The 23,547-nt window shown below is 65.2% G+C and carries 20 protein-coding genes; 9 read left to right on the forward strand and 11 right to left on the reverse strand.

Translation table 11 applies throughout. The annotated features are described in order from the left end of the window. The 8 genes from ACRCSW_RS07180 to ACRCSW_RS07215 form a co-directional block, all read right to left on the reverse strand. A partial coding sequence (locus ACRCSW_RS07180; protein WP_438703797.1) for an ATP-binding cassette domain-containing protein occupies window positions 1-226 on the reverse strand: 226 nt, incomplete at its 3' end. A 3-nt stretch (window positions 227-229) separates the two neighbouring features. After that, a complete protein-coding gene (locus ACRCSW_RS07185; protein WP_438703798.1) occupies window positions 230-1,333 on the reverse strand; it encodes a polyamine ABC transporter substrate-binding protein in 1,104 nt (367 codons plus the stop codon). Window positions 1,334-1,379: 46 nt separating this feature from the next. Beyond that, entirely contained in the window at window positions 1,380-2,597 is a 1,218-nt protein-coding gene (locus ACRCSW_RS07190) for an aromatic ring-hydroxylating oxygenase subunit alpha (protein ID WP_438703800.1), read from the reverse strand. After that, entirely contained in the window at window positions 2,594-3,736 is a 1,143-nt protein-coding gene (locus ACRCSW_RS07195) for an aromatic ring-hydroxylating oxygenase subunit alpha (RefSeq protein ID WP_438703801.1), read from the reverse strand. Before ACRCSW_RS07195 ends, ACRCSW_RS07190 begins: the two co-directional genes overlap by 4 nt. Further along, window positions 3,736-4,920: an aminomethyltransferase family protein gene (locus ACRCSW_RS07200; protein ID WP_438703803.1), complete on the reverse strand. Its 1,185-nt coding sequence runs from the start codon at window positions 4,918-4,920 to the stop codon at window positions 3,736-3,738. Before ACRCSW_RS07200 ends, ACRCSW_RS07195 begins: the two co-directional genes overlap by 1 nt. Beyond that, window positions 4,917-6,425, reverse strand: coding sequence for a phytoene desaturase family protein (locus tag ACRCSW_RS07205; protein WP_438703805.1), 1,509 nt, complete (start codon window positions 6,423-6,425; stop codon window positions 4,917-4,919). The genes ACRCSW_RS07200 and ACRCSW_RS07205 overlap by 4 nt, the downstream gene beginning before the upstream one ends. Further along, complete coding sequence (locus ACRCSW_RS07210) at window positions 6,412-8,028, reverse strand: phytoene desaturase family protein (protein ID WP_438703807.1); 1,617 nt, start codon at window positions 8,026-8,028, stop codon at window positions 6,412-6,414. Before ACRCSW_RS07210 ends, ACRCSW_RS07205 begins: the two co-directional genes overlap by 14 nt. Further along, window positions 8,025-9,374 (reverse strand): aspartate aminotransferase family protein, encoded by a 1,350-nt coding sequence (locus ACRCSW_RS07215; RefSeq protein WP_438703808.1) that lies wholly within the window; start codon window positions 9,372-9,374, stop codon window positions 8,025-8,027. The genes ACRCSW_RS07210 and ACRCSW_RS07215 overlap by 4 nt, the downstream gene beginning before the upstream one ends. 208 nt (window positions 9,375-9,582) lie before the next feature. On the opposite strand from ACRCSW_RS07215, the gene ACRCSW_RS07220 reads away from it, so the two are divergent. The 9 genes from ACRCSW_RS07220 (at window position 9,583) to ACRCSW_RS07260 (ending at window position 20,264) form a co-directional block, all read left to right on the forward strand. Next, window positions 9,583-12,009, forward strand: coding sequence for a heavy metal translocating P-type ATPase (locus ACRCSW_RS07220; protein WP_438703809.1), 2,427 nt, complete (start codon window positions 9,583-9,585; stop codon window positions 12,007-12,009). Next, window positions 12,006-12,449 (forward strand): Cu(I)-responsive transcriptional regulator, encoded by a 444-nt coding sequence (gene cueR, locus ACRCSW_RS07225; RefSeq protein WP_438703810.1) that lies wholly within the window; start codon window positions 12,006-12,008, stop codon window positions 12,447-12,449. The genes ACRCSW_RS07220 and cueR overlap by 4 nt, the downstream gene beginning before the upstream one ends. 83 nt (window positions 12,450-12,532) lie before the next feature. Further along, the gene (locus ACRCSW_RS07230; protein ID WP_438703811.1) at window positions 12,533-13,585 is read left to right on the forward strand and encodes a peptidase M29; all 1,053 of its coding nucleotides are present in this window, start codon (window positions 12,533-12,535) and stop codon (window positions 13,583-13,585) included. Then, a complete protein-coding gene (locus ACRCSW_RS07235) occupies window positions 13,582-14,922 on the forward strand; it encodes an acyl-CoA dehydrogenase family protein (RefSeq protein WP_438703812.1) in 1,341 nt (446 codons plus the stop codon). Before ACRCSW_RS07230 ends, ACRCSW_RS07235 begins: the two co-directional genes overlap by 4 nt. After that, a complete protein-coding gene (locus ACRCSW_RS07240) occupies window positions 14,922-16,208 on the forward strand; it encodes an alpha/beta fold hydrolase (protein WP_438703813.1) in 1,287 nt (428 codons plus the stop codon). Before ACRCSW_RS07235 ends, ACRCSW_RS07240 begins: the two co-directional genes overlap by 1 nt. Beyond that, the gene (locus ACRCSW_RS07245; RefSeq protein ID WP_438703814.1) at window positions 16,205-16,870 is read left to right on the forward strand and encodes a TetR/AcrR family transcriptional regulator; all 666 of its coding nucleotides are present in this window, start codon (window positions 16,205-16,207) and stop codon (window positions 16,868-16,870) included. Before ACRCSW_RS07240 ends, ACRCSW_RS07245 begins: the two co-directional genes overlap by 4 nt. Before the next feature lie 4 nt (window positions 16,871-16,874). Beyond that, window positions 16,875-18,218 (forward strand): glutamine synthetase family protein, encoded by a 1,344-nt coding sequence (locus ACRCSW_RS07250; protein WP_438703816.1) that lies wholly within the window; start codon window positions 16,875-16,877, stop codon window positions 18,216-18,218. 4 nt (window positions 18,219-18,222) lie between these two features. Next, window positions 18,223-18,729, forward strand: coding sequence for a flavin reductase family protein (locus tag ACRCSW_RS07255; RefSeq protein ID WP_438703817.1), 507 nt, complete (start codon window positions 18,223-18,225; stop codon window positions 18,727-18,729). 92 nt (window positions 18,730-18,821) lie between these two features. After that, complete coding sequence (locus ACRCSW_RS07260) at window positions 18,822-20,264, forward strand: APC family permease (protein WP_438703819.1); 1,443 nt, start codon at window positions 18,822-18,824, stop codon at window positions 20,262-20,264. Window positions 20,265-20,294: 30 nt separating this feature from the next. On the opposite strand, the gene ACRCSW_RS07265 is transcribed toward ACRCSW_RS07260, so the two are convergent. From ACRCSW_RS07265 to ACRCSW_RS07275, 3 genes are all read right to left on the reverse strand, one after another. Beyond that, the gene (locus tag ACRCSW_RS07265; protein WP_438703821.1) at window positions 20,295-21,908 is read right to left on the reverse strand and encodes an AMP-binding protein; all 1,614 of its coding nucleotides are present in this window, start codon (window positions 21,906-21,908) and stop codon (window positions 20,295-20,297) included. An 11-nt stretch (window positions 21,909-21,919) separates the two neighbouring features. Then, window positions 21,920-22,318 carry a RidA family protein gene (locus ACRCSW_RS07270; RefSeq protein ID WP_438703822.1) on the reverse strand — a complete coding sequence of 133 codons (399 nt, stop codon included), beginning with the start codon at window positions 22,316-22,318 and terminating at the stop codon, window positions 21,920-21,922. Window positions 22,319-22,394: 76 nt separating this feature from the next. Then, the gene (locus ACRCSW_RS07275; RefSeq protein ID WP_438703823.1) at window positions 22,395-23,531 is read right to left on the reverse strand and encodes an acyl-CoA dehydrogenase family protein; all 1,137 of its coding nucleotides are present in this window, start codon (window positions 23,529-23,531) and stop codon (window positions 22,395-22,397) included. Between the last annotated feature and the right edge of the window lie 16 nt (window positions 23,532-23,547).

Consider the following 23,547-nt stretch of genomic DNA (forward strand, 5'->3'; position numbering starts at 1 on the left):
CCCCGGCCATGTCGCGCCCGTCAAGGAAGATGCGGCCGGCGGTCGGTTCCTCGAACCCTGCAAGCATGCGCAGAAGCGTGGTCTTGCCGCAGCCGGAACCGCCGAGAAGCGAGAAGATCTCTCCCTTCCCGACGGTCAGGGTGACATCCTTCACCGCTTCAAAGTGGCCGAAGGATTTCGAGACCCCTTCGATCCGCAAGAACGGCTCGGCCTCTGCCGAAGTCATGGTTCAGCCGCCCGTCTTGATCTCGGTCCAGGCGCGGTTCATGTCGGTTTCCTGCTCGATCGTCTGTGGCAGGGGTGTGTAGAGCCGCGAAATGGCGGCCGCGTCCGGGTAAACCGCCGGGTCGGCAAGGATTGCGGGATCGACGAAGGGCTTCGACGCCTTGTTCACATTGCCATAGCCGGTGAAGTTCGTGCAGGCGGCAATCACTTCGGGGCGCAGCAAGTAGTCGAGGAAGAGATGCGCGTTGTCGAGGTTCGGCGCATCCGACGGGACGGCCCATACATCGAACCAGGCGGGCGAGCCGGTCTTCGGCACGAAATAGCCAAGGTTCATCTCGATCCCGGCCTCGGCGGCCCGCGCTTTGGCGACACCATAGTCGCCCGACCAGTTGTTGATCGCGCAAAGCTCGCCATTCGGGATCGCGGTCAGGTAGTTGGAATTGTCGAAGGTCGCGATGTATTCGCGGACCGGCTTTACCGCTTCGACCATCATCGCCCATTCGGCCGGGCCCGCCTTGTTGGGGTCGACGCCAAGATAGCTGAGGATCATGTAGCCAATGTCGTTCGGGCTATCCAAAAGAGAAATGCCGCAATCGGCAAGGAGTGCGGCATTTTCGGGTTTCAGGATCAGGTCGAGCGATTCAAAGTCGGCGTTTGGAATGCGCTCCTTGACCATGTCGATGTTGTAGGTCACCCCGACGGAGCCCCACATATACGGGACGTTGTAGTCGTAGTTGGGATCGTAGAGCGCAAAGACCTTCAGGATTTCTTCGTCAAGATTGCCCCAGCCGGTCAGCTTTGACTTGTCGATCTTCTGCAAGACGCCCGCCTCGATCGAGCGGGGCAGGCCCTGACCGGAATGCAGGACCACATCATAGCCGGTCGAGCCCGCCAGAAGCTTGGCCTGCATCTCCTCGGCGCTGGCGTAGAGGTCATAGACGACCTCGATCCCGGTCTCGGCGGTGAAATCGGCCAGTGTCGTCTCACCGATATAGTCCGCCCAGTTGTAGACGTTGACCACGCCCCCTTGCGCCCAGGACGGTCGGACCCAAGGTGTTGCGAGAGTGGCAGTCGCGCCGATAAGCGCCTGGCGGCGGTTCAGTATCATGGCATTCTCTCCCCGTGGTTTATTGGTGATTGATTATTCAGTCAGCTTATTCCCAAGCCTTGACCTGACAAGACATTTCTTCGTTTCGCGCCGCGATTTGATCTTCTGGTGGAGAATTGCTCAAAGTGACAACAGGCAGAACCTGCCGCAGCTCGTCATGATGGCGGCGAACGCCGTATTCGAGGTCGGACAGGTGGAACCCCTCGAAAGCCGAACTTTTCATCGACTCATTGGACCAGATCGAGAGCTGCCTGTCCTCGGCCGAGGTATCGCGGTCGATCCGGTACGCAAGATAACGGGCGAGCCGCTGCCGGCGGGTCTCGTTCGGTCGGCGGTAGGAGCGGCCGCTCAGGCGGGTCATGCCTTCGGTAAGGGGGATGTCATGGTAGAACTGCATCCCTTCGGGGGTCATGGCGAGGACTGTGTTCGGGAAGAACCCGTAATAGGTCCAGGCGTTATGCAGATGGGCGGGGAGTTCGGGCGACCCGGGTGAGGTCTTGACGTAGTTCCGGACCGACCAAAGCCGCCCCGGCACATCGCCAAACCAGCCGATTGACATCGAGAGCCCGCCTTCAAGATGGAAGTCGCGATAGGTGCGGCCGTAAAGGTCCTGCAGGCCCGGGTGGGCGAGGGCGACGTGGTAGCCTTCGTTGTCCACATCGCGCACCGACTTCCAGTTGACCGGCAGGTCGGTGGACCAGTTCGGCCCTGTCACCGGCACCAGGTCCGTCAGGCGGTAGCTTACGAAATCCGCTGCGAAAGGAGCCAGTAGTGTGGCCACATCCGGCTGCGGGCCGGGGGAGAAGCGGATGAAGATCAAGCCGTGAAAGACCTGCATCTCGATCGGCTTCAACGCGAAGTTCTCGCGGTTCATCTCGCCGAAGGATTTGGGCTGTGCGGCCCCCCTTAGCGTGCCGTCGAGGTTGTAGACCCAGCCGTGAAACGGGCAGACGATCGCGCCTTTGCAATGGCCCTTGTCGCCATCCACTACGCGTGCGCCACGATGACGGCAGAGGTTGTGGAAAGCGCGGATTTGGTGATCCTGCGCCCGCATGACGACGGCGCGTTCGCCCAGAAGATCGAAGGCCAGCCAGTCGCCCGGGTTCGGAATGTCGCATTCGTGGCCGGCGACCTGCCAGTGCGTCAGGAACAGCTTTTCGCGTTCCAGTTCGAACAGGGCTTTCGAATGGTAGGTCCAGGCAGGCAAGCCGCTACGGTCCCAGTCGTTCGGGATGGTCAGCGTCTCGAAGGGGAGCTTGGTCATGGGGTACCCTCCATTTCGGCCAGAACCCATTGGTGGAAGCGGTGGATTTCGTATTCCTCGGGCATCAGGCGGGCGGCGGTGAAAGCAGGCGAGCGCATCCCGCGATGGTTCATCTCGGAGGCGGCACCGTCCTGTTCGATCACCGTCTTGGCGAAAGATGCGACGCGGGCCGCGTCAAAGCCGGGCTGGGCCAGCGTTTCAGCCGGGAAGTGCCATTCGGCGATGAGGCGGGTCAGTTCCGGCCCCATCGGCACGATCCGCACCGAGCGGACATAGTCGACATGCGCCACGACATAGGCCGAGGGCCAGAGGGTGACGAAACTGTAACCCGCTTGCCGTTCGGCATCGGTGAGACCTGGGAAGGTCGGCCCGCAAGGGGTGCCGTCCGGGGTCCAGCTTTGCGCGCCTGGCTTCAGGTTTGGTTTGGAGGGGTCGTCGGGGGTCCAGCCCAACGCCTCGGACTGGCCCATGATGCCAGTGCCATAGACCGGGACCATGTCGCAAAGCTCGGGGTGAATGCCTGGGCAGTGGAGGCACTCGGAGTAGTTCTCCCAGAAGGCCTTCCAGTTGCAGGCGATGTCGGTCTGCCAATGGTGGTCGATGAAAAGAGTTTCCATCGGCCAGTTGCTCAGCGTGTTTAGCCCGACATCAGACCAGATTTCGCCCGGATTGGCAGAGAGATTGAGAAAGAGGAACCCGTTCCATAGGCGGGTCGAGACGGGCTTCAGACCGTGTGCTTCGCGATCGAAGTCTTCGGTCGGCACGGCGTGGGCGGTCGAGACGAGGTGACCGTTCGAGGCCGAGTAGGCGAAGGCGTGGTAGGGGCAGCGGATCAGCTTGCCGACCGGTTCCTCGTCGGCCCGGCAAAGCTCGGAGCCGCGATGGGGGCAGGTGTTGTGCCAGGCGGCAAGCTTGCCGTCGGTGTCGCGCACTACGATCACCGGGGCCGCGCCCACTGTGAGCCGCCGCATCTTGCCCGCGGGGAAGTCGTCGGCCCGGCCAACCATCACCCATTGGCGGGCGAAGATCGTCGCCATCTCGCGGTCGTACCAGCCTTGGTCGAGATAGGCCACGCGGGGCAGGCCTTCGGGGCAATGGTCGAGGCGCGGCGAAAGTGGGTGACGATCTTGGGTTCCCATCAGAACCTCCCCGGTGGTGTGGCGCGGCGGCGGGTGGGGTTGAAGAAGGGCCGCTCGACCACCCGGGCGCGCATCATCAGTTTGGCATAGTGGAGCTCGCGGAGCGCATAGATTTCCGTCCAGATGTTCGCGCCATTGGCGTATTTGGTCAGGATCTGGGCCAGAGCGATGTTCTTCTTCAGGACGGGCGACCAGACGGCCCCGGTAATGACCCCGGCCTCGCGCTTCTGGTTGTGGTAAAGGATCGCGCCTTCCGCCGGGATGTTGCCGTCGATCTCAAGGCCCACAAAGGACCATTCGGTGCCTTTTTCGCGCTGGCGTTGCAGGGCGGCCTTGCCGGTGAAGTGACCCTTGTCCCAGTCGATCAGCCAGCCGAGGCCCATTTCGAGGGGTGAGCGCAGGCGGTCTTCGCGGATGCAGATGTCGGCGGGGGTGAAGTCGTAGCCGGTGATGATGAACCCGGCCTCCAGCCGCGCGATGTTCAGGGCTTCGGAACCGATGGGGCGGAGGCCGTGGAGTTTGCCCGCGTCGAAGAGCGTATCCCACAGCTTGAGGGCGAGATCGGGGGTGGTCCAGAGTTCGTATCCAAGGTCGCCGGTGAAGCCGGTGCGCGAGATCATCAGGTGGCCGTGCCCGAGCGGGAAGTCGGCCATTCGGAAGGGTTTCAGGCCGTCGATGTCAAAGCCCGCGAGGCGAAGGATTTCGGCGGAGGTCGGGCCTTGCAGGGAGAGGGCGGCGACCGCTTCGGTTTCCTCGGTGATGGTGACGTCGAAGCCGTGCGCGCTGTCCTGAAGCCAGGGCAAGTGGCGTTCCTGGCAGCAGAGGCGGTATCGCGTGTCGGTCAGGCGGAAGAGCGTGCCGTCGTCCAGCAGGTGGCCTGCGTCGTTGACCCAGGCGGTGTAGTGGACGGCTCCGACCGACAGTTTCACGGCGTTGCGGATCGTCAGGCGGTTGAGGTAGGCGGCGGCCTCCGGTCCCTCGATCCGGTATTTGATCATCGGGCAGAGGTCGTAGACCGTCGCCGTGTTGCGGATCGCCGAATGCTCCATCGCCAGGTCTTCGTAGGTGAGAACCGTGGTGTAGCCGCCCCAGTTGCCCCAGGACCAGAGCTTGTTCAGCGCCTCGGTGCGGGGGTGGAAGGGGGTTTTCAGGAGTGGGGTTTCGTAGTGGCGGAGTGCGGTCATGGGGCGGCCTCCATCGCGAGGGCGGCGTTCCAGCCGGCGGAACCGGAGACCCCGCCGCCAGGGTGGCATCCCGCCGAGGCGAGCCAGAGGCCGGGGATCGGGCCTTTGTACTGGGCGATGCCGGGAAGCGGGCGGAGGAAGAGCATCTGCTCGACGCTGAGTTCCCCTGCGTGCCACTGGCCGCCGGGCAGGCCGTAACGGTCTTCGATGTCGTAGGGCATGAGGAGTTCGGCTTTGTCCACAAGCGCCCCGATCCCCGGCGCGTGAGTTTCGAGTTGGGCGAGGCAGGCGGCGAGCATCTGGGCGCGTGCAGCGTCGCGGTCGGCGGGGGCGTGGGGGGCGAACTGGGCGATTGCGCTTAGGGCATGGAGACCGTCGGCTCCGGGTTCGCGGGCGGTGGGGATGATGATCTCCATCGCGGGTCGTTCCGGGACGCGGCCGTATTTCACCGGGTTGAAGGCGCGTTCAACGTCGAGTTCGGAGCCTGCGATGATGAGGCGGTCCTTGGGGTTCGCGCCCATGAACTCCGGAAGGCCGCGCAGGGTGAGGTGGAGCTTCGCCGCCCCGCCCCGCGACTTCTGATGGCGGGCTCGGGTGGTGAGGCCCGCGTCGAGGTGGCGGGGGCCGATCAACGTGAGAAGCGTGGTTTTGGGCGCGATGGCTGAGACGACGCGGGCGGCACGAAGCTCTTCGCCACCCATCAGCATCATGCCGACGACACGCTCGCCCTCGACGATGATCCGCTCGACTCGGGCGGCGCAGCGCAGGGTCACGCCTTGCGCCTGCACGGCCCGGCCCATGGCGGCCCCCAGCGCCTCCATACCCCCTTTCGGGAGACCCAACGCGCCCTGCACCCCCGCCGTCTGGCCTGAAAGCCGGACAAGCCAGGGCAGGACCGAGTTCGGCGAGCGCGGCCCGAGCCAGCCGCCAAGCGTGGCATCGAAGGCGAGGGCGCCTTTCAAGAGCGGGTTGGTAAGTTCGTCGTTCAGAAGGTCGTGGACGTTGGTCAGTAGGATGCGGCCCAGCTCGCGGAAGTCCCTGGCGCCCATCATCCGGGCCTTGAGGCCGATCATGGCGAGCTTCAGCATCGGGTTGCCGACGCCCTTTGCAATCCGGGGCGGGGTCATATGGCTCAGGGGAGACAGGACGGCCGCAAAGCGCAGGAGCCGGGCGCGGAGAGTGTCCCATGCCGCGCGGTCTTCGGCCGAGATATCTCCGGTCAGCTTCGCAACGACCGGTCCTTCAAGGCGAAGGTGCTTTCCGTCCGGTGAAAGGGCGGTGGTGGCGAGGTTCGGCTCCAGCCATTGCAGCCCGTGGCCCGCGAGGTTCATCGCCTTATCGACCCGAGGGTCCAGGTTGTAGGAGAGATGCGCGAGCCCTGCCCCGCCGCCGGGTTCCGCCGCAGCTTCCAGCACCAGAACCGTGGCACCTTTGGAAGCCAGCCGGTGCGCGGCCGCAAGACCGTTCGGCCCGGCACCGATGACGATGGTGTCAAACGATGGCATAAGCGTCGCTCAGGTCTTTCAGCGGCATCTTCATGTCGCGCAGGATTTCGGCCGCGGCATTACGGCCCGGCGCGCCCATCACCCCGCCGCCGGGGTGGGTGGAGGAGCCGCAGATCCAGAGATCGCGGATAGGTGAACGGTAGTTCGCATAGCCCGGAACGGGGCGGTTGAAGAACATCTGGTCGAAGGTCAGCCCGCCCTGGAAGATGTTGCCTTCGGTCAGGCCGACCTCGGCCTCAAGCTCTCGGGGGGTGCGGACCTCGACATGCAGGATCAGGGATTTGAAGCCGGGAGCGTAAGCTTCGATCTGGTTCAGGCAGGCGTCGCGGAAACTGTCGCGGTCGGCGTCGGTCCAGTCGCGGCCCTCGATCTTCGGGGGCGCATACTGGACGAAGCAGGACATGAAATGCTTGCCCGGAGGGGTCATCGTCGGATCGATCAGGGTCGGGATCATCATGTCCTGGAACGGGTCGCGGCTGTAGTGGCCCGACTTCCAGTCGTCGTAGGCGGTCTCCATCTTCTCGATCGTGTCGGTGAAATGCATGTCGCCTTTGATGTTCGGCGCGCCTTCCGGGAGGGCGGTGAACTTCGGCAGGCCATCGAGCGCGATGTTCAGCTTGCCGGAGGAGCCACGGGTTTTGAAATTACGGACTCGTTTCAGGAAGTCGCCGGGGAGTTCCTTTTCCTCGACATGTTTCAGGAACGTGCGGCGGACGTCCATGTTGGACACCACGCGGTTTGCCCGGATTTCGTCGCCGTTCTCAAGCACCACCCCCACGGCGCGGCCATTCTTCACCAGCACCTGCTGGACGCCCGACCCGGTGCGCACCTCTCCTCCGGCGGCCCGCAGCGAAGCGGTCAGTGCCTTCGTGATCCCGCCCATCCCGCCGCGCGAATAGCCCCAGGAACCGACGTTGCCGTCGACATCCCCCATTGCGTGGTGGAGGAGGACGTAGGCGGTGCCGGGCGACATCGGGCCAAGGGCGGTGCCGATGATGGAGCCTACGGCCTGGTAGGCCTTGATGGCGGGGTTCTCGAAGTACTCGTCCAGGAAGTCGGCGATCGACATCGTCCAGAAGCGTAGCATGTCGTAGATTTGCGCCTCGGACTGGCCGGTGATTTGCTTGCCGAGCCAGGCCAGTTCCATCAGATCGCGGGGCCGGAAACTCGCCAGATCGGGCGGGCGGCGCATCAGCATGGGGCGGATCAGGCGGCAGTTCCGCAGGATGTCGCGGGAATAGCGGTCGTAGGCCTCGGCGTCGCGCCTGGAATGCCGGGCGAATTCGCGGCGGTTCGCCTCGTGGTCGCGGAACATGCCGAGATAGCCGCCGCCTTCGGTGAAGAGCGCGCCGCCTTCGTAGGGCAGGATTTGCAGGCCGTGCTTCGGGAGTTCGAGGTCGCGCATGATCTCGGGGCGGAAGAGGCTGCTGACGTAGGAGCAGTTGGAATAGGTGAAACCGGGGAAAAGCTCGCGGCTGACGGCTGCCCCGCCGATCCAGTCGTTCTTTTCCACGACCAGCACCTTCAGGCCCGCGCGGGCCAGGTAGCACGCGGTGACGAGCCCGTTGTGCCCGGCCCCGATGATCACCGCGTCGTGGGTCATTCGGCGGCTTCGTTCTCGAAATGCTCCAGCGTCAGGTCTACGGCTGCTTCGACCGCCTTCAGCGTGTCGGTGAGGCAGGTTTCGTCCAGGCCATGCGCCTCGCACATGAACCAGGGCTCGCGGCTGTCGGGTTCGCAGATGATGCCGAGGTCATGCAGGAAATAGGCCATCTGGTCGTAGAAGGTGTAGTCCGAGGTCTTCCAGGCCCGGTAGTTGTCGGGCGGGGTTTCGGCGAAGAAGAGGCCGAACATTGACGGGTGGCCGGTGTAGGAATGCACGATTTTGCGGGCGTTCAGGATGCGGGAAATCCCGTCCATCAGCCGTTCACCGTAGTTGGCCAAGGTGTGCAGTGCCGGGGTTTCATCGAGGATGCGGAGGGTTTCCTCAGCCGCCGCCAACGACACGGAATGGGCGGTGTAAGTGCCGCCGTGGCTGGCCCCGCCGTAGCGGAAGGTGCGCATCACCTCTTCGCGCCCCGCCACGACCGAGATCGGGTAGCCGTTGGCCATCGCCTTGGCGAACGTGGTGATGTCGGGGGTGACCCCCATGATGCCTTGAATGCCCGACTTGCCGACGCGGAAGCCAGATTTCACCTCGTCGATGATCAGCATGACGCCGTGTTTGGTACAAAGCTCTCGCGCCAGCCGGACATATTCGGGCTGCGCCATGATCGAGCAGCAGTTGCCCTGGATTGGCTCGATCAGCATGGCTGCCAGCTTGTCGCCGTGGCGTTTGAACATGTCCTCCAGCCGCTGGAAGTCGTTCATCGGGGTGATGTGGGCCAGTTGCTTGACCGTGGGCGGGATGCCCTTGCCGTAGGGTACAAGCTCGGGGTCGGTGTTGGACCCGAGGTCCCAGTCGTCCATGTTCGCCATCCACATGGCGGCATCGAAAAGGCCGTGATAGCCGCCCTCGACCAAGAGGTATTGTTCCCGCCCCGTGTAGGCGCGGGCCAACCGCAGCGCTGCCATCACCGCCTCGGTGCCCGAGTTCGAGAAGCGGACGAGTTCGGCTGCGGGCACCATCTTCGAGATGCGCTCGGCGACGATAAGCTCACGTTCGGTCGAGAGCGCGAAGACCCCGCCGACCTCCATCCCCTTGCGGGCGGCGGCATCCACCCGGTCGTCGGCGTAACCGAGGATCGCGGGGCCGTAGCCCAGGCGGTAGTCGACGTAAGGATTGCCGTCGATGTCCCAGGTCCGCCCGCCCTTGCCATGGTGGACATAGATCGTCCGGTCGTCGCCCCAGTAGCGGAAGGTGGAGGCGACCCCGAGCGGCAGCTTCTTCACCGCGCGCTGGAACTGGGCGTTGGATTTCGTGAGGTCACGATGGGGAACAGGCGGCATGGAGGGCTCTGCGGGTTGCTTCCGGGTGCTTCAACGGTCGCATTCGACTGACTGGATTGTCAATCGAATTTCCGCTCGCGCGGCTGGGATGATCGGGAGCGACAAGGATTTCCGGTTGGGAAGCACGAAACCGACGCTCAAGGCCTTGACCTTCCAATCATGGGAAGGTCCATATGAGGAAGGTCTCGGGCCACGGAAAGGACGGACCATGACCGCGCACCCTGCTGAAACCACCGTCACGCTGCCCGTCACCGGCATGACCTGCGCGTCCTGCGTGGGCCGGGTCGAGCGGGCTTTGAAGGCCGTGCCGGGCGTCGCCTCGGTCGCGGTTAACCTTGCGACCGAGCGGGTCGAAATCCGCGGGATCGCCCCGCCCGAGGCTTTGGTCGGCGCGGTGACCGGCGCTGGCTACGGCGTGGCCGCGACCGCGCAGGAGATTTCCATCGACGGGATGACCTGCGCCTCTTGCGTTGCGCGAGTTGAACGCGCGCTGAAGGCGGTGCCGGGTGTGACGCTCGCCAACGTGAACCTGGCCACCGAAAGCGCGCGGGTCGAAGGGCTGGCCGACCCCGCTGCGCTGATCGCCGCCATCAAGGGCGCGGGCTATCAGGCGCGGGTCGCGGACCAGATGACGGAAACCCCGGCCTTGCGGCGCGAGAAAGAGGCCGAGGGGCTGACACGCGATCTGGTACTTGCGGCGGTGCTGACCCTGCCGGTCTTCGTGCTGGAAATGGGCGCGCACCTGATCCCGGCGTTTCACCACTGGGTGATGGCCAACATCGGACAGGGGACAAGCTGGCTGATCCAGTTTGCGCTGACGACGGTGGTGCTGGCAGGTCCGGGGCGGCGGTTCTTCGTGCGTGGCATTCCGGCGCTGATGAAGGGCGCGCCCGACATGTCTTCGCTGGTGGCCTTGGGGTCGGGGGCGGCCTGGGCCTATTCGACGCTGGCGACCTTCCTGCCGGGGCTGCTGCCGCAAGGCTCGGTCGCGGTCTATTTCGAGGCGGCGGCGGTGATCGTGACGCTGATCCTTTTGGGTCGGCTTCTGGAAGCGCGGGCGAAGGGGCGGTCCTCGGCCGCGATCGAGAAGCTTGTCGGGCTGCAGCCGGCCGTGGCGCATCTGCGCGGCCGGGGTGACGTGCCGGTGGCCGAGGTGCGGCCGGGCGACCTTCTGGAGCTGCGACCGGGGGAACGGGTGCCGGTCGATGGCCGCGTGACCGAAGGGGCCAGCTGGATCGACGAATCCATGGTGACGGGCGAGCCCCTGCCGGTGGAGAAGAACCCCGGCGACACGGTGATCGGCGGCACGGTGAACCAGACCGGGGCCTTGGTGATGGAGGCGGTGGCGGTCGGGGCCGACACGATGCTGTCGCGCATCATCCGCATGGTCGAGGCGGCGCAGGGCGGGAAGCTGCCGATCCAGGCGCTGGTCGACAAGGTGACGCTTTGGTTCGTGCCGGTGGTGATGGCGGTCGCGGTGCTGACCTTTCTGGTCTGGCTGGCCCTTGGCCCCTCCCCTGCCCTGCCGATGGCGCTGGTCAATGGCGTGGCGGTCCTGATCATCGCCTGCCCCTGCGCGATGGGGCTGGCTACGCCGGTCTCGATCCTGGTCGGCACCGGGAGGGGGGCGGAACTGGGCGTCCTCTTCCGCAAGGGTGAGGCGTTGCAGGCCCTGCAGGGGGTCAGCGTGGTGGCCTTCGACAAGACCGGGACGCTGACCGAAGGGCGGCCCAGGCTAACCGCCTTCCACCCGGCCAGGGGTGAGACGCGTGAGGCGCTTCTGCCGCTACTCGCCGCGGTCGAGGCACAGTCGGAACACCCGGTCGCCCGCGCCATTGTCGCGGCGGCGGAGGGGATGGTCTTGCCACCGATGGAGGGGTTTCTAGCCAAGCCCGGGCATGGCGTGACGGCGCGGGTTGGCGGAGCGGAAGTTGCGCTCGGCTCGGCCCGCGAGATGGCGAAACGCGGGGTGGATGTGGCGGCCTTCGCGGGGGAGGCCGAGGCATTGGCCGACCGGGGCGAAAGCCCGATCTATGCCGCGCGGGATGGCGTGGCGGTGGCGCTGCTGGCGGTGGCGGATGCGGTCAAACCCACGACCCCGGCGGCGATTGCGGCGCTGAAGGCCTTGGGGCTGAGGCTCGCGATGATCTCGGGCGACGATGCCCGCACGGCGCGGGCCATCGCTCGGGACCTCGGGATCGACGAGGTCGTCGCCGAGGTCACCCCGGAAGGCAAGGTCGAGGCGATCGGCAGACTGAAAGCCCACGGCAGCCTTGCGTTCGCGGGCGACGGGATCAACGATGCCCCGGCTTTGGCCGAGGCGGATGTGGGGGTGGCCATGGGCACCGGCACCGATATCGCGATCGAGGCGGCGGATGTGGTGCTGGTCTCGGGCCGCCTGCCCGCGCTGGCCGAGGCGATCGGCCTGTCGCGCGCGACCATGCGGAACATAAGGCAGAACCTCTTCTGGGCCTTCGCCTACAACGCCGCCCTGATCCCGGTCGCGGCCGGGGTGCTTTACCCGGCCTTCGGCATCATGCTCTCTCCCGTCCTGGCGGCGGGCGCGATGGCGATGTCGTCGGTCTTCGTCCTGACCAATGCCTTGCGGCTGAAACGCTATGGAGCCCGCACATGATGAACATCGGCGAAGCCGCCAGCGCCTCGGGCGTCTCGGCCAAGATGATCCGCTACTATGAGGAGACCGGGTTGATCCCTCCAGCCGGGCGCACCGGGTCGGGCTACCGGACCTATGGGCCGAAGGAGGTGCAGGTCCTGCGCTTCGTCCGCCGGGCACGGGATATGGGGTTTCCGATGGAGAAGGTTGCCGACCTTCTGGCGCTGTGGCGCGACCGGGAACGGGCCAGCGCAGACGTGAAACATCTGGCCGAGGCGCAAGTTCACGCACTGGAGGCACGCATCCGCGAGATGGAGGAGATGAAGGCCACGCTGCAGCATCTGGTCCACGCCTGTGCGGGCGATGACCGGCCGGATTGCCCTATCCTGGATGAGCTTGGCGGTGTGGCGGCCAGTTGCGCGCCCACGGTAAGTCGTCCCGCCGCAGCGAGAAATCGTTGACAGATAGAGTAATGCCAGAAAACCATACTGACCAGTAAAGAAATTCGCGAGGGCGCGAATCGTCGTCGGGGTCAGGGGGGCGGATGCTGCAGGAACGCATCGAGGGGAAGTGGCTTGCCGCCTTCCGCCGGGTCTTCGCCCTGAATGGGATCGGCCAGGGTACGCGGATTGCCATCCTTTCGGAAACCCAGTCGCGACCGGTGCTGGTCCACTTGAGCGAACTGGCGGCCCATGACCTTGGGGCGTCGAGCTTTCACATCCAGATGCCGACTCCGCCTCAGGTGGCCCCGGTACCGGTGAAATCGACTGGGACGTCCTGGGCCATTCAGCAAAACAGCGCGGTGATCGAGGCGCTGAAGCTGGTGGAGGTCGTGGTCGACTGCACGGTTGAGGGCCTGATCCATGCCCCGGAATGGCCGGAGATCGAGGCGGCGGGAAACACCCGGCTTCTGGTGATCACCAACGAACACCCGGAAATCCTGGAGCGGACCGAGCCCAAGGCGGACGACGCCGAGAGGGTGCGGATCGGCATCCAGATGCTGCGCGAGGCGCGCGAGATGCAGGTGACCTCGCCAGTAGGAACCGATCTGGTGGTTGACCTGACGGATGCGCCATGTGGGGGTACGCCCGGTTTCGCGACCCATCCGGGGGCGGTGGCGCATTGGCCGGGGGGGCTGTGTCTGGCCTTTCCGGGCAAGGGCTGTGTCAACGGGCGGATCGTGATGGACGTGGGCGACATGAACCTGACGTTCAAGACCTGCCTTACCAGCCGCATCGACTGCCGGATCGAGAATGACTTCGTCACCCGGATCGAGGGTTACGGGACCGATGCCCTGCATTTCCGCGAATACCTCGAGGCCTGGGAGGACCGGAACGCCTTTGGCATCTCGCATGTCGGATGGGGGGTCAACCCGCGCGCCAAATGGGTCTCGGCCGCGATGTACGACAAGCGCGACATGCAGGGGGTGGAGTTCCGGGCGGTGGCGGGATCGTTCCTGTGGTCGACCGGCGCGAACCAGTATGCGGGTCGCTACACGCTTGGGCATTTCGACCTGCCGATGCGGAACTGCACCATCGCCCTCGACGGGCGCATCGTCGTCAAGGACGGTGTCCTGCAGGGGGAGCTTGCCAAATGACCGACCAAAGCCCCGTCGCCCTGATGCCGATGAGCCAGCCCGCCGATTACTACGACATGTCCCGCATCCGCCCCGAAGTGCAGGAGGCGATGCGGAAGATCAACGAGATGGGCCCCGCCTTCGCCGCCCGCGCCAAGGCCGTGGATGACGACGCCTCCTTCCCGGTCGAGAACTACCGCGATCTGGCCGATACGGGTTTCCTCGGCCTCTCGATCCCGACGGAGTTTGGCGGCTGGGGGTTCGACCTTGGCGAATATGCGATGGTGGGCGCCGAGATCGGCAAGTACTGCGGGGCGACCGCGCTGACCTTCAACATGCACAACGGCTCGATGGCATGGTCGCGGTTCATGTACGAGATGCCGAACCTGACGGCTGAAGAACGGGCCGCCTTCGCCCCCCTGCGCGAACGGCAGTTCCGCCGGGCCATGAAGGAACGCGCGATCTATTCGCAACCCATATCAGAGGGCGGACAGAACTGGACCTCGAAACCCAACCAGACGCAGTGCCGTAAGGTGGACGGCGGCTGGAGGATCAACGGCTTCAAGAAATTCGCCTCGCTGGCGGGGTATTGCGACTATTACACCATCGTCTGCACGGAGGTCTTCGAAGGGATCGAGCCCCGGCATGAGGACACGATGCTGTTCGTCGTTCCCAAGGATGCGCCCGGCCTGACGGTCAACGGCGACTGGGACCCGCTGGGGATGCGCGGGACCAACAGCCGCGATCTGATCCTGAAAGATGTCTTCGTGACCGAGGACGATCTTCTGATGCCCCGCGGCATCTTCGGAAAGACCCTGCCGAACTGGCCACATATGATGGCCACCCTCTCGCCCACCTACATGGGCGTGGCGCAGGGGGCCTATGATTTCACCTTGGCCTATCTGCAGGGCCGCGTGCCCGGCCAACCACCCATCGACCGGCGGATGTATGCGACGAAGCGGGTGGCCGTCTCGAAGATGTACGCCCGTCTTGCCAACATGCGGGCGCTCTGGTGGCAGGTGTTTTCCGAGGCCAGGGGGATGCCCTCGAAGGCCGAAGTCATGCGGATGTACGCCGCCCAGTACAACGTGATGGAAGGCGTGCAGGAGATCACCGCCTTGGCCATCCGCACCTGCGGCGGGCAGTCGATGCTGCGGTCCTTGCCATTGGAACGGATGTACCGCGACAGCCGCTGCGGGGCGCTGATGCTGCCCTATACCTCGGAAATCATGGAGGACTACATCGGCGTCCTCGCCTTGTACGACATGGACGAGCTTGACCACGCCCCAGGCGACGAAGGCGGGGCGCGGACCTCGCTCTGGCGCGGGGATAGTGGTGCCCTGAAAGGCTTGCGCTGATGGGGCGAGAGGTGGTGCAGGTCCAGGGCCGTGTGCCCGCCGCACCCGATGCGGTCTGGTCAGTGGTGCGCGACTTCTGTGGGGCCTGGCATCCTTGGGTGATCGGCATCCGTGAGGAACGGGGACCGCAGGGGGCTCTGGTGCGGGCCTTCACGGTCGAAGGTGAGGATGCGGTCTACCGCGAACAGCTGACCTACTTTTCCGACAGCGACCGGGTACTGGGTTACACGCATTTGGAAGGGATTGCGGACTGCGAGGCCTACGACGCGCGGATCACGGTTTCGCCGTCCGAGGCTGGCGGCAGCGTCGTAAGCTGGACGGCCACTGTGCGGGCTCCCGCTGCTCGGCTCGGTCCGATCTGCCAGGGGACGAAGGCAGTCTTCGAGGCGGGTATTGCCGCTTTGGCCGAGGTCAGCGAGGGACCGGAGGGCGCGCATCCGGCCCTTCCCCCTCCGGTGCCGGTTGAAACACTGATCTTCGACGACCTGCCCTGTCTTGCGCTTACGGTGACACCCGACCGAGGCGATGATCGGCTTTGCCTCTTTCTCCACGGGATCGGCGGGGGGCGGGGGAACTGGCTGCCTCAACTCGGGGCCGCAGGGAACCTGATGCGGTCGGCGGCGCTGGACTTGCGGGGCTATGGCGACAGCACGCTTGGCCTCCGGCAATCGACGGTGGACGACTATTGCGCCGACATCCTGCGGGTTGCCGAGAAACTGAGGGCTAAGCGGCTGGTGCTGGTCGGCCTCTCTTACGGCAGCTGGGTCGCCACCTCTTTCGCCATGCGGCATCCGGGAATGCTGGCGGGTCTCGTCCTCTCCGGCGGCTGCACCGGCATGTCCGAGGCGGTGCCCGATAAGCGGGAGGCTTTCCGCGTCAGCCGAGAGGTGCCCCTGAACGCAGGCCAGGTTCCGGCCGATTTCGCGCCCGCCGTCGTGAAGGTGCTGGCCGGGCCGGAGGCAAGCGCGGACATACTGAAAAAGCTTTTCGACAGCATGGCCGCCATCCCTGCTACCACCTACCGCGATGCGCTGGCCTGCTTCACCAACCCGCTGGAGCGCTTCGACTTCGCCAAGCTCACCATGCCCGTCCTCATGATGACCGGCGAGCATGACCGCCTCGCCCCGCCCGCCGAGATTCGGGGCGTGGCGGGCCGCATGTGGGACGCCGCCCCCCGCCCGGACGTGCGGTTCGAAGTGATCCGGGGCGCGGGCCATGTCTGCAATGTCGAGAAGCCCGAAGCGTACTCGCGCCACCTCCTCGGCTTCCTGTCGCGGCTACCATGAAAGCCCTGCCCCGGCGCCAGCAGAACCGGCTGAACCGCGAGCGCGCAATCCTTGACGCGGCCCTGACCGTCTTCGCCGCCGCAGGCTATTCCGGCACGACGATGGATGCGGTGGCGGCCGAAGCGGGGGTCACGAAGCCCACGCTTTATTCCTACTTCCCGTCGAAGGAGCAGCTTTTCCAGGCCATGATGCTGCGCAAGCGCGACCTGATGCTGGACGTCTTCGAACACCCCGGCGGCAAAGGCATGGTCGCCGACCTTCTCAGCTTCGCCTGGGCCTATGCCGATACGGTGATGCGGCCCGAGATGCTGTCGCTCGCCCGCCTGATCATCGGCGAGGTGCAGCGCTTCCCCGAGATCGGCCGGGCGTATCAGGCGAGCGGCCCGGACCACCTTCTACGCGGGATCATGCGCTATCTGGAGGCGCAGCGCGCCGAAGGGCGGCTGGCATTCGACGACGCGGAACTGGCTGCACAAGACCTTTGGGGCCTGATCCTCTCCGCTCCCCGGACGCAAGCCCTGTACATGCCCGATGCGACCCCGGACCGGGCGACCCTTGCCCGCTATATCCACAATGGCCTTAAGGTATTCCTCAAGGCCTACTCCGCCACGCCCGCTGCCGATCTTGACCAACTGGCTGCGCTGACAGCCCCCGACAGGTAACCCGATGACACTGATCGACGACTTCCTTTCCGATCCCGCCAGCCGCTTCGCGACCGTGGCGATGGCAGACACCAATGGCCTGCTCAGGGGCCAGATGGTCTCGGCCTCAAGCCTTAGGGGCATAGCGACGAATGGCATGGGGATGGCCCCGGCGCAGCTGTCGCTTGACCCGACCGATGTCCTTCTCAACCTGCCGGGCGTGAATGACGAGACCGGGGACTTCCACGACGATCCGCTGGTGCTCGACCCGTCCAGCGCCCGTCGTCTGCCCTGGTCCAAGCCGGGGTATGACCTTCTGGTCCTGTCGAACTTCACTGGCGCATCGGCCGAACTGTGCCCCCGTTCGATCCTGTCGCGGACGCTTGCGCGGGCAGCGGAGGCGGGGTTCTTTCCGAAATACGGGATGGAGCTGGAGTATACGCTCTTCGACGAAACCCCTGAAAGCGCCAGGGCCAAGGGCTATCGGAACCTCAAGGCCGCGACCCAGCACGCAAGCCACGACCTGGTGCTGTATCAGGCCGTCCAGACCGAGTGGTACGAGGCGGTCGCAGCAATCTGCGAGCCGTTAAGGATCGACCTTGCCAAGATGCATGAGGAGATCGGCCCTGGCTTCATGGAGGCCTGCATTGCGGCGGGCGAGGGGCTGGAGCCTGCCGATCAGCTGGTGCTTCTGAAGAACTTCATCCGGGCACTGGCCCTTCGGCAGGGCAAGTCGGTGACCTTCATGCCAAGGTGGAGCGAACAGGCCGACAGCCAGTCGATCCACCTGCACGTCAGCCTGAAAGACGGGGCGGGCAAGCCGCTCTTCTGGGACGAATCCCAGAAAAATGGCGTCGGCCAGATCTTGAGGTGGTTCCTTGGCGGACTTCAGACCTACATTGGCGACATGACCCTGATCTTCCAGCCCACCGTGAACAGCTACCGCCGCTTTGCGCCTGGCACGTTTGCGCCGCCTGGCCTGACCTGGGGCTATGAAAACCGCACGACCTGCTTCCGGATTGTCGGTCATGACGCAGGCTCGCTACGGGTCGAAAACCGCCTGCCGGGGGCCGACACCAACCCATACCTGACTGTCGCCGCCACCGTCGCCGCGGGGGTCGCAGGGATACTGGGCCAGATCGAGCCGGAGCCCGAGGTCATCGGCTCGGGCTATACCCAGGAACCGGCGCGGGATTTTGCGCGGTCGATGCCCGAGGCAATCAGCCGCCTTCGCGCGTCCGAGTTCGCCCGCGACTGGCTGGGCCTCCGCTTTGTTGACGGCTTCACTGCCACCAGGGAAGCTCAGCACGACGAGTTCCGCAGGAAGGTTCCCGACGTGGAATTGCAACGCTTCTTTGATCTGGGGTGATTGAATGGACATTCGTGCAGCCTTCGTCGAAGGGATGAGCCGTGCGGCAACCTTCGTGGCGGTAGCAACCACCGATGGCGAAGGCGGGCGGGCAGGCGTCACCGTATCGTCGCTGACCTCGGTCTCGGCCGATGGCGAGCAACCCTCGCTGCTGGTCTGCATCAACCGCCAGTCGCCCGCCGCGACGGCCATCCTGCAGAACCGGGCCTTCTGCGCCAATCTTCTGGCCGAAGACCAGCAGCAGATCGCCAACCTTTTCGCGGGCCGCAGCAGCGCTGACCGCGCCGAGCGGTTCGACCAGGTGGCCTGGGAGACTGGAGAAGGGGGTCAGCCGATCCTCTCCGGTGCGACCGCAACCTTCGAATGCCGCCTCGCGACTGCCCTTCTATGGGAGACGCATCACATCATCGTCGGCCGAGTGGTTGCGGTACGCCTTTCGGACAACTCGTCAGCGCTGCTTTACGGCCAGCGGGCCTACAGAAAGGCTATACATCTGCCGCCCGATAGTTAGACTGTTAAGTAATCTGCGGCGATAAGTAAGAGCTGCAGACGACCTGCCACTCCGGCAAGAAGACCGGGGGGCCATCCAACGGAGAGGGAACAATGTCGGAATTCAAGGAAATCGGGCCGAACCGGCTCCGGCGCAATTCGCTGGGGCTGATTGCGGTCACGTTCATGGTGGTCTCGGCCGCCGCACCGCTGACGGGGGTCGCGGGGGCGATGCCCATCGCCTTCCTCGCCGGGAACGGCGCGGGCATCCCCGCGACCTTCGTCTTCATCACGCTTGTGATGCTGGCCTTCTCGGTCGGCTATGTCGCGATGTCGCGCCATGTCTCGAACGCGGGCGCGTTCTATGCCTATGCCGCGCGCGGCCTTGGCGGAGGTGCTGGCGGGGCGGTATCGATGATCGCCATCGTCGCCTACAACGCCATGCAGGTCGGCCTTCTTGGCCTTCTCGGCGGTGTCGCCTCGGGCGTCTTCGGCGAGATGGGCATTGCGCTCCCCTGGTGGGGTTGGAGCCTGATCGCCATCGCCCTTGTCGCGGTCCTCGGCTACCGGCAGGTCGACCTGTCGGCCAAGGTGCTGATCGTGCTGGTGGCGCTGGAATACCTGATCGTCCTGATCGTCGCCTTCGCCATCCTGTTCCAGGGCGGTGCTGCGGGCCTGTCGATCCCGTTCTTCGACTGGCCGACGATCACCTCGGGCTCGGTCACGCTGGCGATCCTGCTTTGCCTGGGGTCCTTCATCGGGTTCGAGGCGACGACGATCTATTCCGAGGAAGCCCGTGACCCGGAACGCACCATTCCACGTGCGACCTATCTGTCGGTCCTCATGATCGGGGTGTTCTTCGTCTTCGTAACCTGGCTTCTGATCGCCGGGGCCGGGGTGGCCGAGCTTCAGTCCGGCATCGCCGCCCTGCCCGATCCGACCGCGTTCTTCTTCGAACTGGCGGGCCGGTATGTCGGCGGGCCGGTGCCAATGATCGCGGGCATCCTCCTGGTCTCCAGCCTCTTCGCGGCGGTCAGCGCGTTTCACAACTACATCGCCCGCTATTCCTATGTCGCGGGCCGTGAGGGGCTTTTGCCGTCCGCGTTCGGAAAGACCCATGACCAGCATCAAAGCCCGCACATCGGTTCGGTGATGCAGACGGTGACAGCGCTGGTCGTTGTCGGCGTCTTCGCCTGGCTGGGGCTCGACCCTGTGCTGAACCTCTTCACCTGGGTCAGCCAGCTTGGAACCTTGGGCGTGCTGGCGATGATGGCGATCACGTCGCTCGCGATCATCGCCTTCTTCCGGTCCGGCACCGCCACCGCCTCCCCGCTGGCAAGCCTGATCCTGCCCACGGTATCGGGCGCGATCATGGTGGCGCTCTTCATCTACATCTTCATGAACTTCGGCGACCTGACCACGACCACGGGTGGCCGCCTAAGCTGGATTCTTCCCAGTCTGATCCCGCTGGCCGGGATCGTCGGTTTCCTGATGGCCTCGCGCCTGAAGTCCGCTGACCCTGCGGCCTACGCCCGGATGGGCCAGAACCAGACCTGAGCCATGCCCCGGCGCGTCAGCGCACCGGGGTTACCCCCGCAGGCGGAACCGCTGGATCTTTCCCGTCTGGGTCTTCGGTAAAGCATCCACGAACTTCACCCGCCGGGGATACTTGAACGGCGCGATGGTCGCTTTGACATGGTCCTGCAGCGTCTTGACCATGCCGTCCCCAGGTTCTTGTCCCGCTGCAAGCACCACATGCGCCTCGACGATCTGGCCGCGTTCCTCGTCCGGCGCACCCACCACCGCGCATTCCAGCACCGCCGGATGCGACAGGAGCGCCGCTTCGACCTCTGGCCCCGCGATGTTGTAGCCCGAGCTCACGATCATGTCGTCCGACCGCGCGGCAAAGTGGAAGCGGCCCTCCTCGTCCTGCCAGAAGCTGTCGCCCGTCAGGTTCCAACCGTCCCGGACGTATTTCGTCTGCCGTGCGTCCGACAGATACCGGCACCCCGTAGGCCCCCTGACCGCCAGCCGCCCGACCTCGCCCCGTGGCAGCTCGCGCATCTCATCGTCCACGATCCGGGCCTCATAGCCCGTGACGGGCCGCCCGGTACAGCCCGGACGGTGATCGTCGAACCGGTTGGTGATGAAGATATGCAGCAACTCGGTCGCACCAATCCCGTCGAGCATCGGCTTGCCCGTCTTGGCGATCCACTCCTCATAGACAGGCGCCGGCAGCGTCTCGCCCGCAGAAACGGCCGCGCGCAAGCTGGATAGGTCCGCTCCCTCGGCCATGGCCTTCAGCATCACGCGATAGGCAGTGGGCGCGGTGAAGCAAACCGTCGCCCGGTGCTTCTGGATGATCTCGATCAGGTTCGGGGGCGAGGCCTGCTCCAGCAAAGCCGCCGCGGCACCAAAGCGCAGCGGAAAGATCGCCAGCCCTCCAAGACCGAAGGTAAAGGCCAGCGGAGGCGAGCCCACGAAGACATCCTCGGGCGTAACCCGCAACACCTCGTGCGCATAACCATCCGCGATGATCAGAAGATCACGATGGAAATGCATCGTCGCCTTCGGCTCACCCGTTGTGCCCGAGGTAAACCCCAGAAGCGCCACATCGTCCCGCCCCGTCCTGACTGCCTGGAACCGCACGGATTTCGACAGGGCCACCCGGTCCAATTCCGCATCGTGGTTTGCAGTGCCGTCAAATCCGATCACCGCTTTCAGGAACTTCGACCCCTTCGCACAGGTGACCAGCTCCTCCATCAGCCGCGTGTCGCAGAGCGCCAGCGCGACCTCGGCCTTGTCGACAATCGCGGAAAGCTCCCCCGCCCGCAGCATCGGCATGGTGTTCACCACCACCGCCCCCGCCTTGGTCGCGGCCAGCCAGCACGCCACCATCGCCGGGTTGTTTGCCGACCTGATCAGCACCCGGTTGCCGGGCCTGACCCCGTAATCCTCGACCAGCGCATGGGCGATGCGGTTCGACCAGTCGGTCAGCTCCTTGTAAGTGCGGCTCCGGCCATTGCCGATCAGCGCTGTGTGGTCGCCGAAACCCTTGGCGACCATCGCATCGGTCAGCTCCACCCCCGCATTCAGCCATTCCGGGTAGTCGAAGCCTGCGAGCCTGATCTCCGGCCAGTCCCCGGCTGGCGGAAGCCGGTCGCGAGTGAAGGTGTCGGTGTGCCCTGACGGTCCCAGCATGTCCCTTCTCCCTACGTCCCGATCACCGCCGTCGCTTCGATCTCCACCTTGGCGCGGTCCTCGACCAGCGCCACCACCTGCACCAAGGCCATGGCCGGGTAATGCCGCCCGATCACCGCCTGGTAGACCGCCCCCAGCTCCTTCAGCCGGGCGAGGTATTCGCGCTTGTCGGTCACATACCAGGTCAACCGCACCAGATGCTCCGGCCCGGCCCCCGCACAGGCCAGCACCTCGACGATCGAGCGCAACACCTGCTCGACCTGACCCACGAAATCGTCGGTCTCAAATATTTGCTCGGCGTTCCAGCCGATGATCCCGCCGGTAAAGACCATCCGCCCCTCGGCGGCGACGCCGTTGGCATACCCCTTCGCGGGCTTCCAGTGCCGGGGGTGAAGGATCTCGTGGCTCATCCTTGGCCTCCTGACAGCGCGCCATCACCCACAGGACTGCAACCATTTAACTCGCCCCCAATCAGCCTTTCGGAGATCACCCCAGAATACTCCTCGCGATGATGATGCGCTGGACGTCGCTAGCGCCTTCATAAATCCGCAAAGCCCGGATCTCCCGGTAAAGGCTCTCGACCGCAAAGCCCTGCCGCACCCCATCGCCGCCATGCAACTGCACCGCCATGTCGATCACCTGCTGCGCCGCCTCGGTCGCGTAAAGCTTCGCCATCGCAGCCTCGCGGCTAACCCGCGCAGCCCCCTGATCCTTCACCCAGGCCGCCCGGTAGACCAGCAGCGCCGAGGCGTCGATCTCCAGCGCCATATCGGCCAGATGCCCCTGGACCAGCTGCAGGTCCGACAACGCCTGCCCCTGGATCCGGCGGCTCTGCGTCCGGGCCAAAGCCTCATCCAGCGCCCGCCGCGCAAAGCCCAAAGCCGCAGCCCCCACTGTCGGACGGAAGACATCCAGGACCGACATGGCAATCTTGAACCCTTCCCCTGACGTGCCGATCAAGGCCTCATCCGGCAGGAAAAGATCGGTCAGCCGCAGATGGGCCAGTGGATGCGGAGCCATGACCTCGATCCGTCTCACCACCTCCAGCCCAGGCGTCGCAGCAGGCATCAGAAACGCCGACATCCCCCGCGCGCCGGGTGCCTCGCCGGTCCGCGCGAAGACCACGTACACATCGGCAATCCCCCCGTTCGAGATGTATGTCTTCTCACCGCTAACCCGCCAGCCACCGGCCACCCGCTCGGCCACGGTCGCCGTCGCCGCCACGTCCGACCCTGACCCCGGCTCAGTCAGCGCGAACCCCGATATCGCCTCCCCCGCCCGCGTCCTCGCCAACCACTCGCGCTGCACCTCGGACCCGAACAGCGACACCGCCCCCATCCCCAGGCCTTGCATGGCAAAGGCGAAGTCAGCGAGCCCGTCATGCCGCGCCAGCGTCTCGCGGATCAAGCAAAGCGAGCGTACATCCAGCCGCTCCCCCGCCCCGACACCCGAGTGCATGAGCCACCCCCCGGCCCCAAGCGCCGCCACCAACCCCTTGCACGCCGCATCCACATCATCATGCGCGACCGGCAGGTTCACCGCGCACCAAGCTTCCAAAGCCGCCGCCAGGTCGCGATGGCGGGGCTCGAAGAACGGCCAATCAAGGAAACTCGTATCGCTCATTCTTTGTCCACAAATA

Source organism: Tabrizicola sp. (assembly GCF_051645465.1).
In the GTDB taxonomy this organism is placed as follows: domain Bacteria; phylum Pseudomonadota; class Alphaproteobacteria; order Rhodobacterales; family Rhodobacteraceae; genus Tabrizicola.

Coding starts and splice junctions, on each gene's coding strand:
- ACRCSW_RS07185 (WP_438703798.1), bottom strand. CDS start 1,333: ATGATACTGAACCGCCGCCAGGCGCTTATCGGCGCGACTGCCACTCTC.
- ACRCSW_RS07190 (WP_438703800.1), bottom strand. CDS start 2,597: ATGACCAAGCTCCCCTTCGAGACGCTGACCATCCCGAACGACTGGGAC.
- ACRCSW_RS07195 (WP_438703801.1), bottom strand. CDS start 3,736: ATGGGAACCCAAGATCGTCACCCACTTTCGCCGCGCCTCGACCATTGC.
- ACRCSW_RS07200 (WP_438703803.1), bottom strand. CDS start 4,920: ATGACCGCACTCCGCCACTACGAAACCCCACTCCTGAAAACCCCCTTC.
- ACRCSW_RS07205 (WP_438703805.1), bottom strand. CDS start 6,425: ATGCCATCGTTTGACACCATCGTCATCGGTGCCGGGCCGAACGGTCTT.
- ACRCSW_RS07210 (WP_438703807.1), bottom strand. CDS start 8,028: ATGACCCACGACGCGGTGATCATCGGGGCCGGGCACAACGGGCTCGTC.
- ACRCSW_RS07215 (WP_438703808.1), bottom strand. CDS start 9,374: ATGCCGCCTGTTCCCCATCGTGACCTCACGAAATCCAACGCCCAGTTC.
- ACRCSW_RS07220 (WP_438703809.1), top strand. CDS start 9,583: ATGACCGCGCACCCTGCTGAAACCACCGTCACGCTGCCCGTCACCGGC.
- cueR (WP_438703810.1), top strand. CDS start 12,006: ATGATGAACATCGGCGAAGCCGCCAGCGCCTCGGGCGTCTCGGCCAAG.
- ACRCSW_RS07230 (WP_438703811.1), top strand. CDS start 12,533: ATGCTGCAGGAACGCATCGAGGGGAAGTGGCTTGCCGCCTTCCGCCGG.
- ACRCSW_RS07235 (WP_438703812.1), top strand. CDS start 13,582: ATGACCGACCAAAGCCCCGTCGCCCTGATGCCGATGAGCCAGCCCGCC.
- ACRCSW_RS07240 (WP_438703813.1), top strand. CDS start 14,922: ATGGGGCGAGAGGTGGTGCAGGTCCAGGGCCGTGTGCCCGCCGCACCC.
- ACRCSW_RS07245 (WP_438703814.1), top strand. CDS start 16,205: ATGAAAGCCCTGCCCCGGCGCCAGCAGAACCGGCTGAACCGCGAGCGC.
- ACRCSW_RS07250 (WP_438703816.1), top strand. CDS start 16,875: ATGACACTGATCGACGACTTCCTTTCCGATCCCGCCAGCCGCTTCGCG.
- ACRCSW_RS07255 (WP_438703817.1), top strand. CDS start 18,223: ATGGACATTCGTGCAGCCTTCGTCGAAGGGATGAGCCGTGCGGCAACC.
- ACRCSW_RS07260 (WP_438703819.1), top strand. CDS start 18,822: ATGTCGGAATTCAAGGAAATCGGGCCGAACCGGCTCCGGCGCAATTCG.
- ACRCSW_RS07265 (WP_438703821.1), bottom strand. CDS start 21,908: ATGCTGGGACCGTCAGGGCACACCGACACCTTCACTCGCGACCGGCTT.
- ACRCSW_RS07270 (WP_438703822.1), bottom strand. CDS start 22,318: ATGAGCCACGAGATCCTTCACCCCCGGCACTGGAAGCCCGCGAAGGGG.
- ACRCSW_RS07275 (WP_438703823.1), bottom strand. CDS start 23,531: ATGAGCGATACGAGTTTCCTTGATTGGCCGTTCTTCGAGCCCCGCCAT.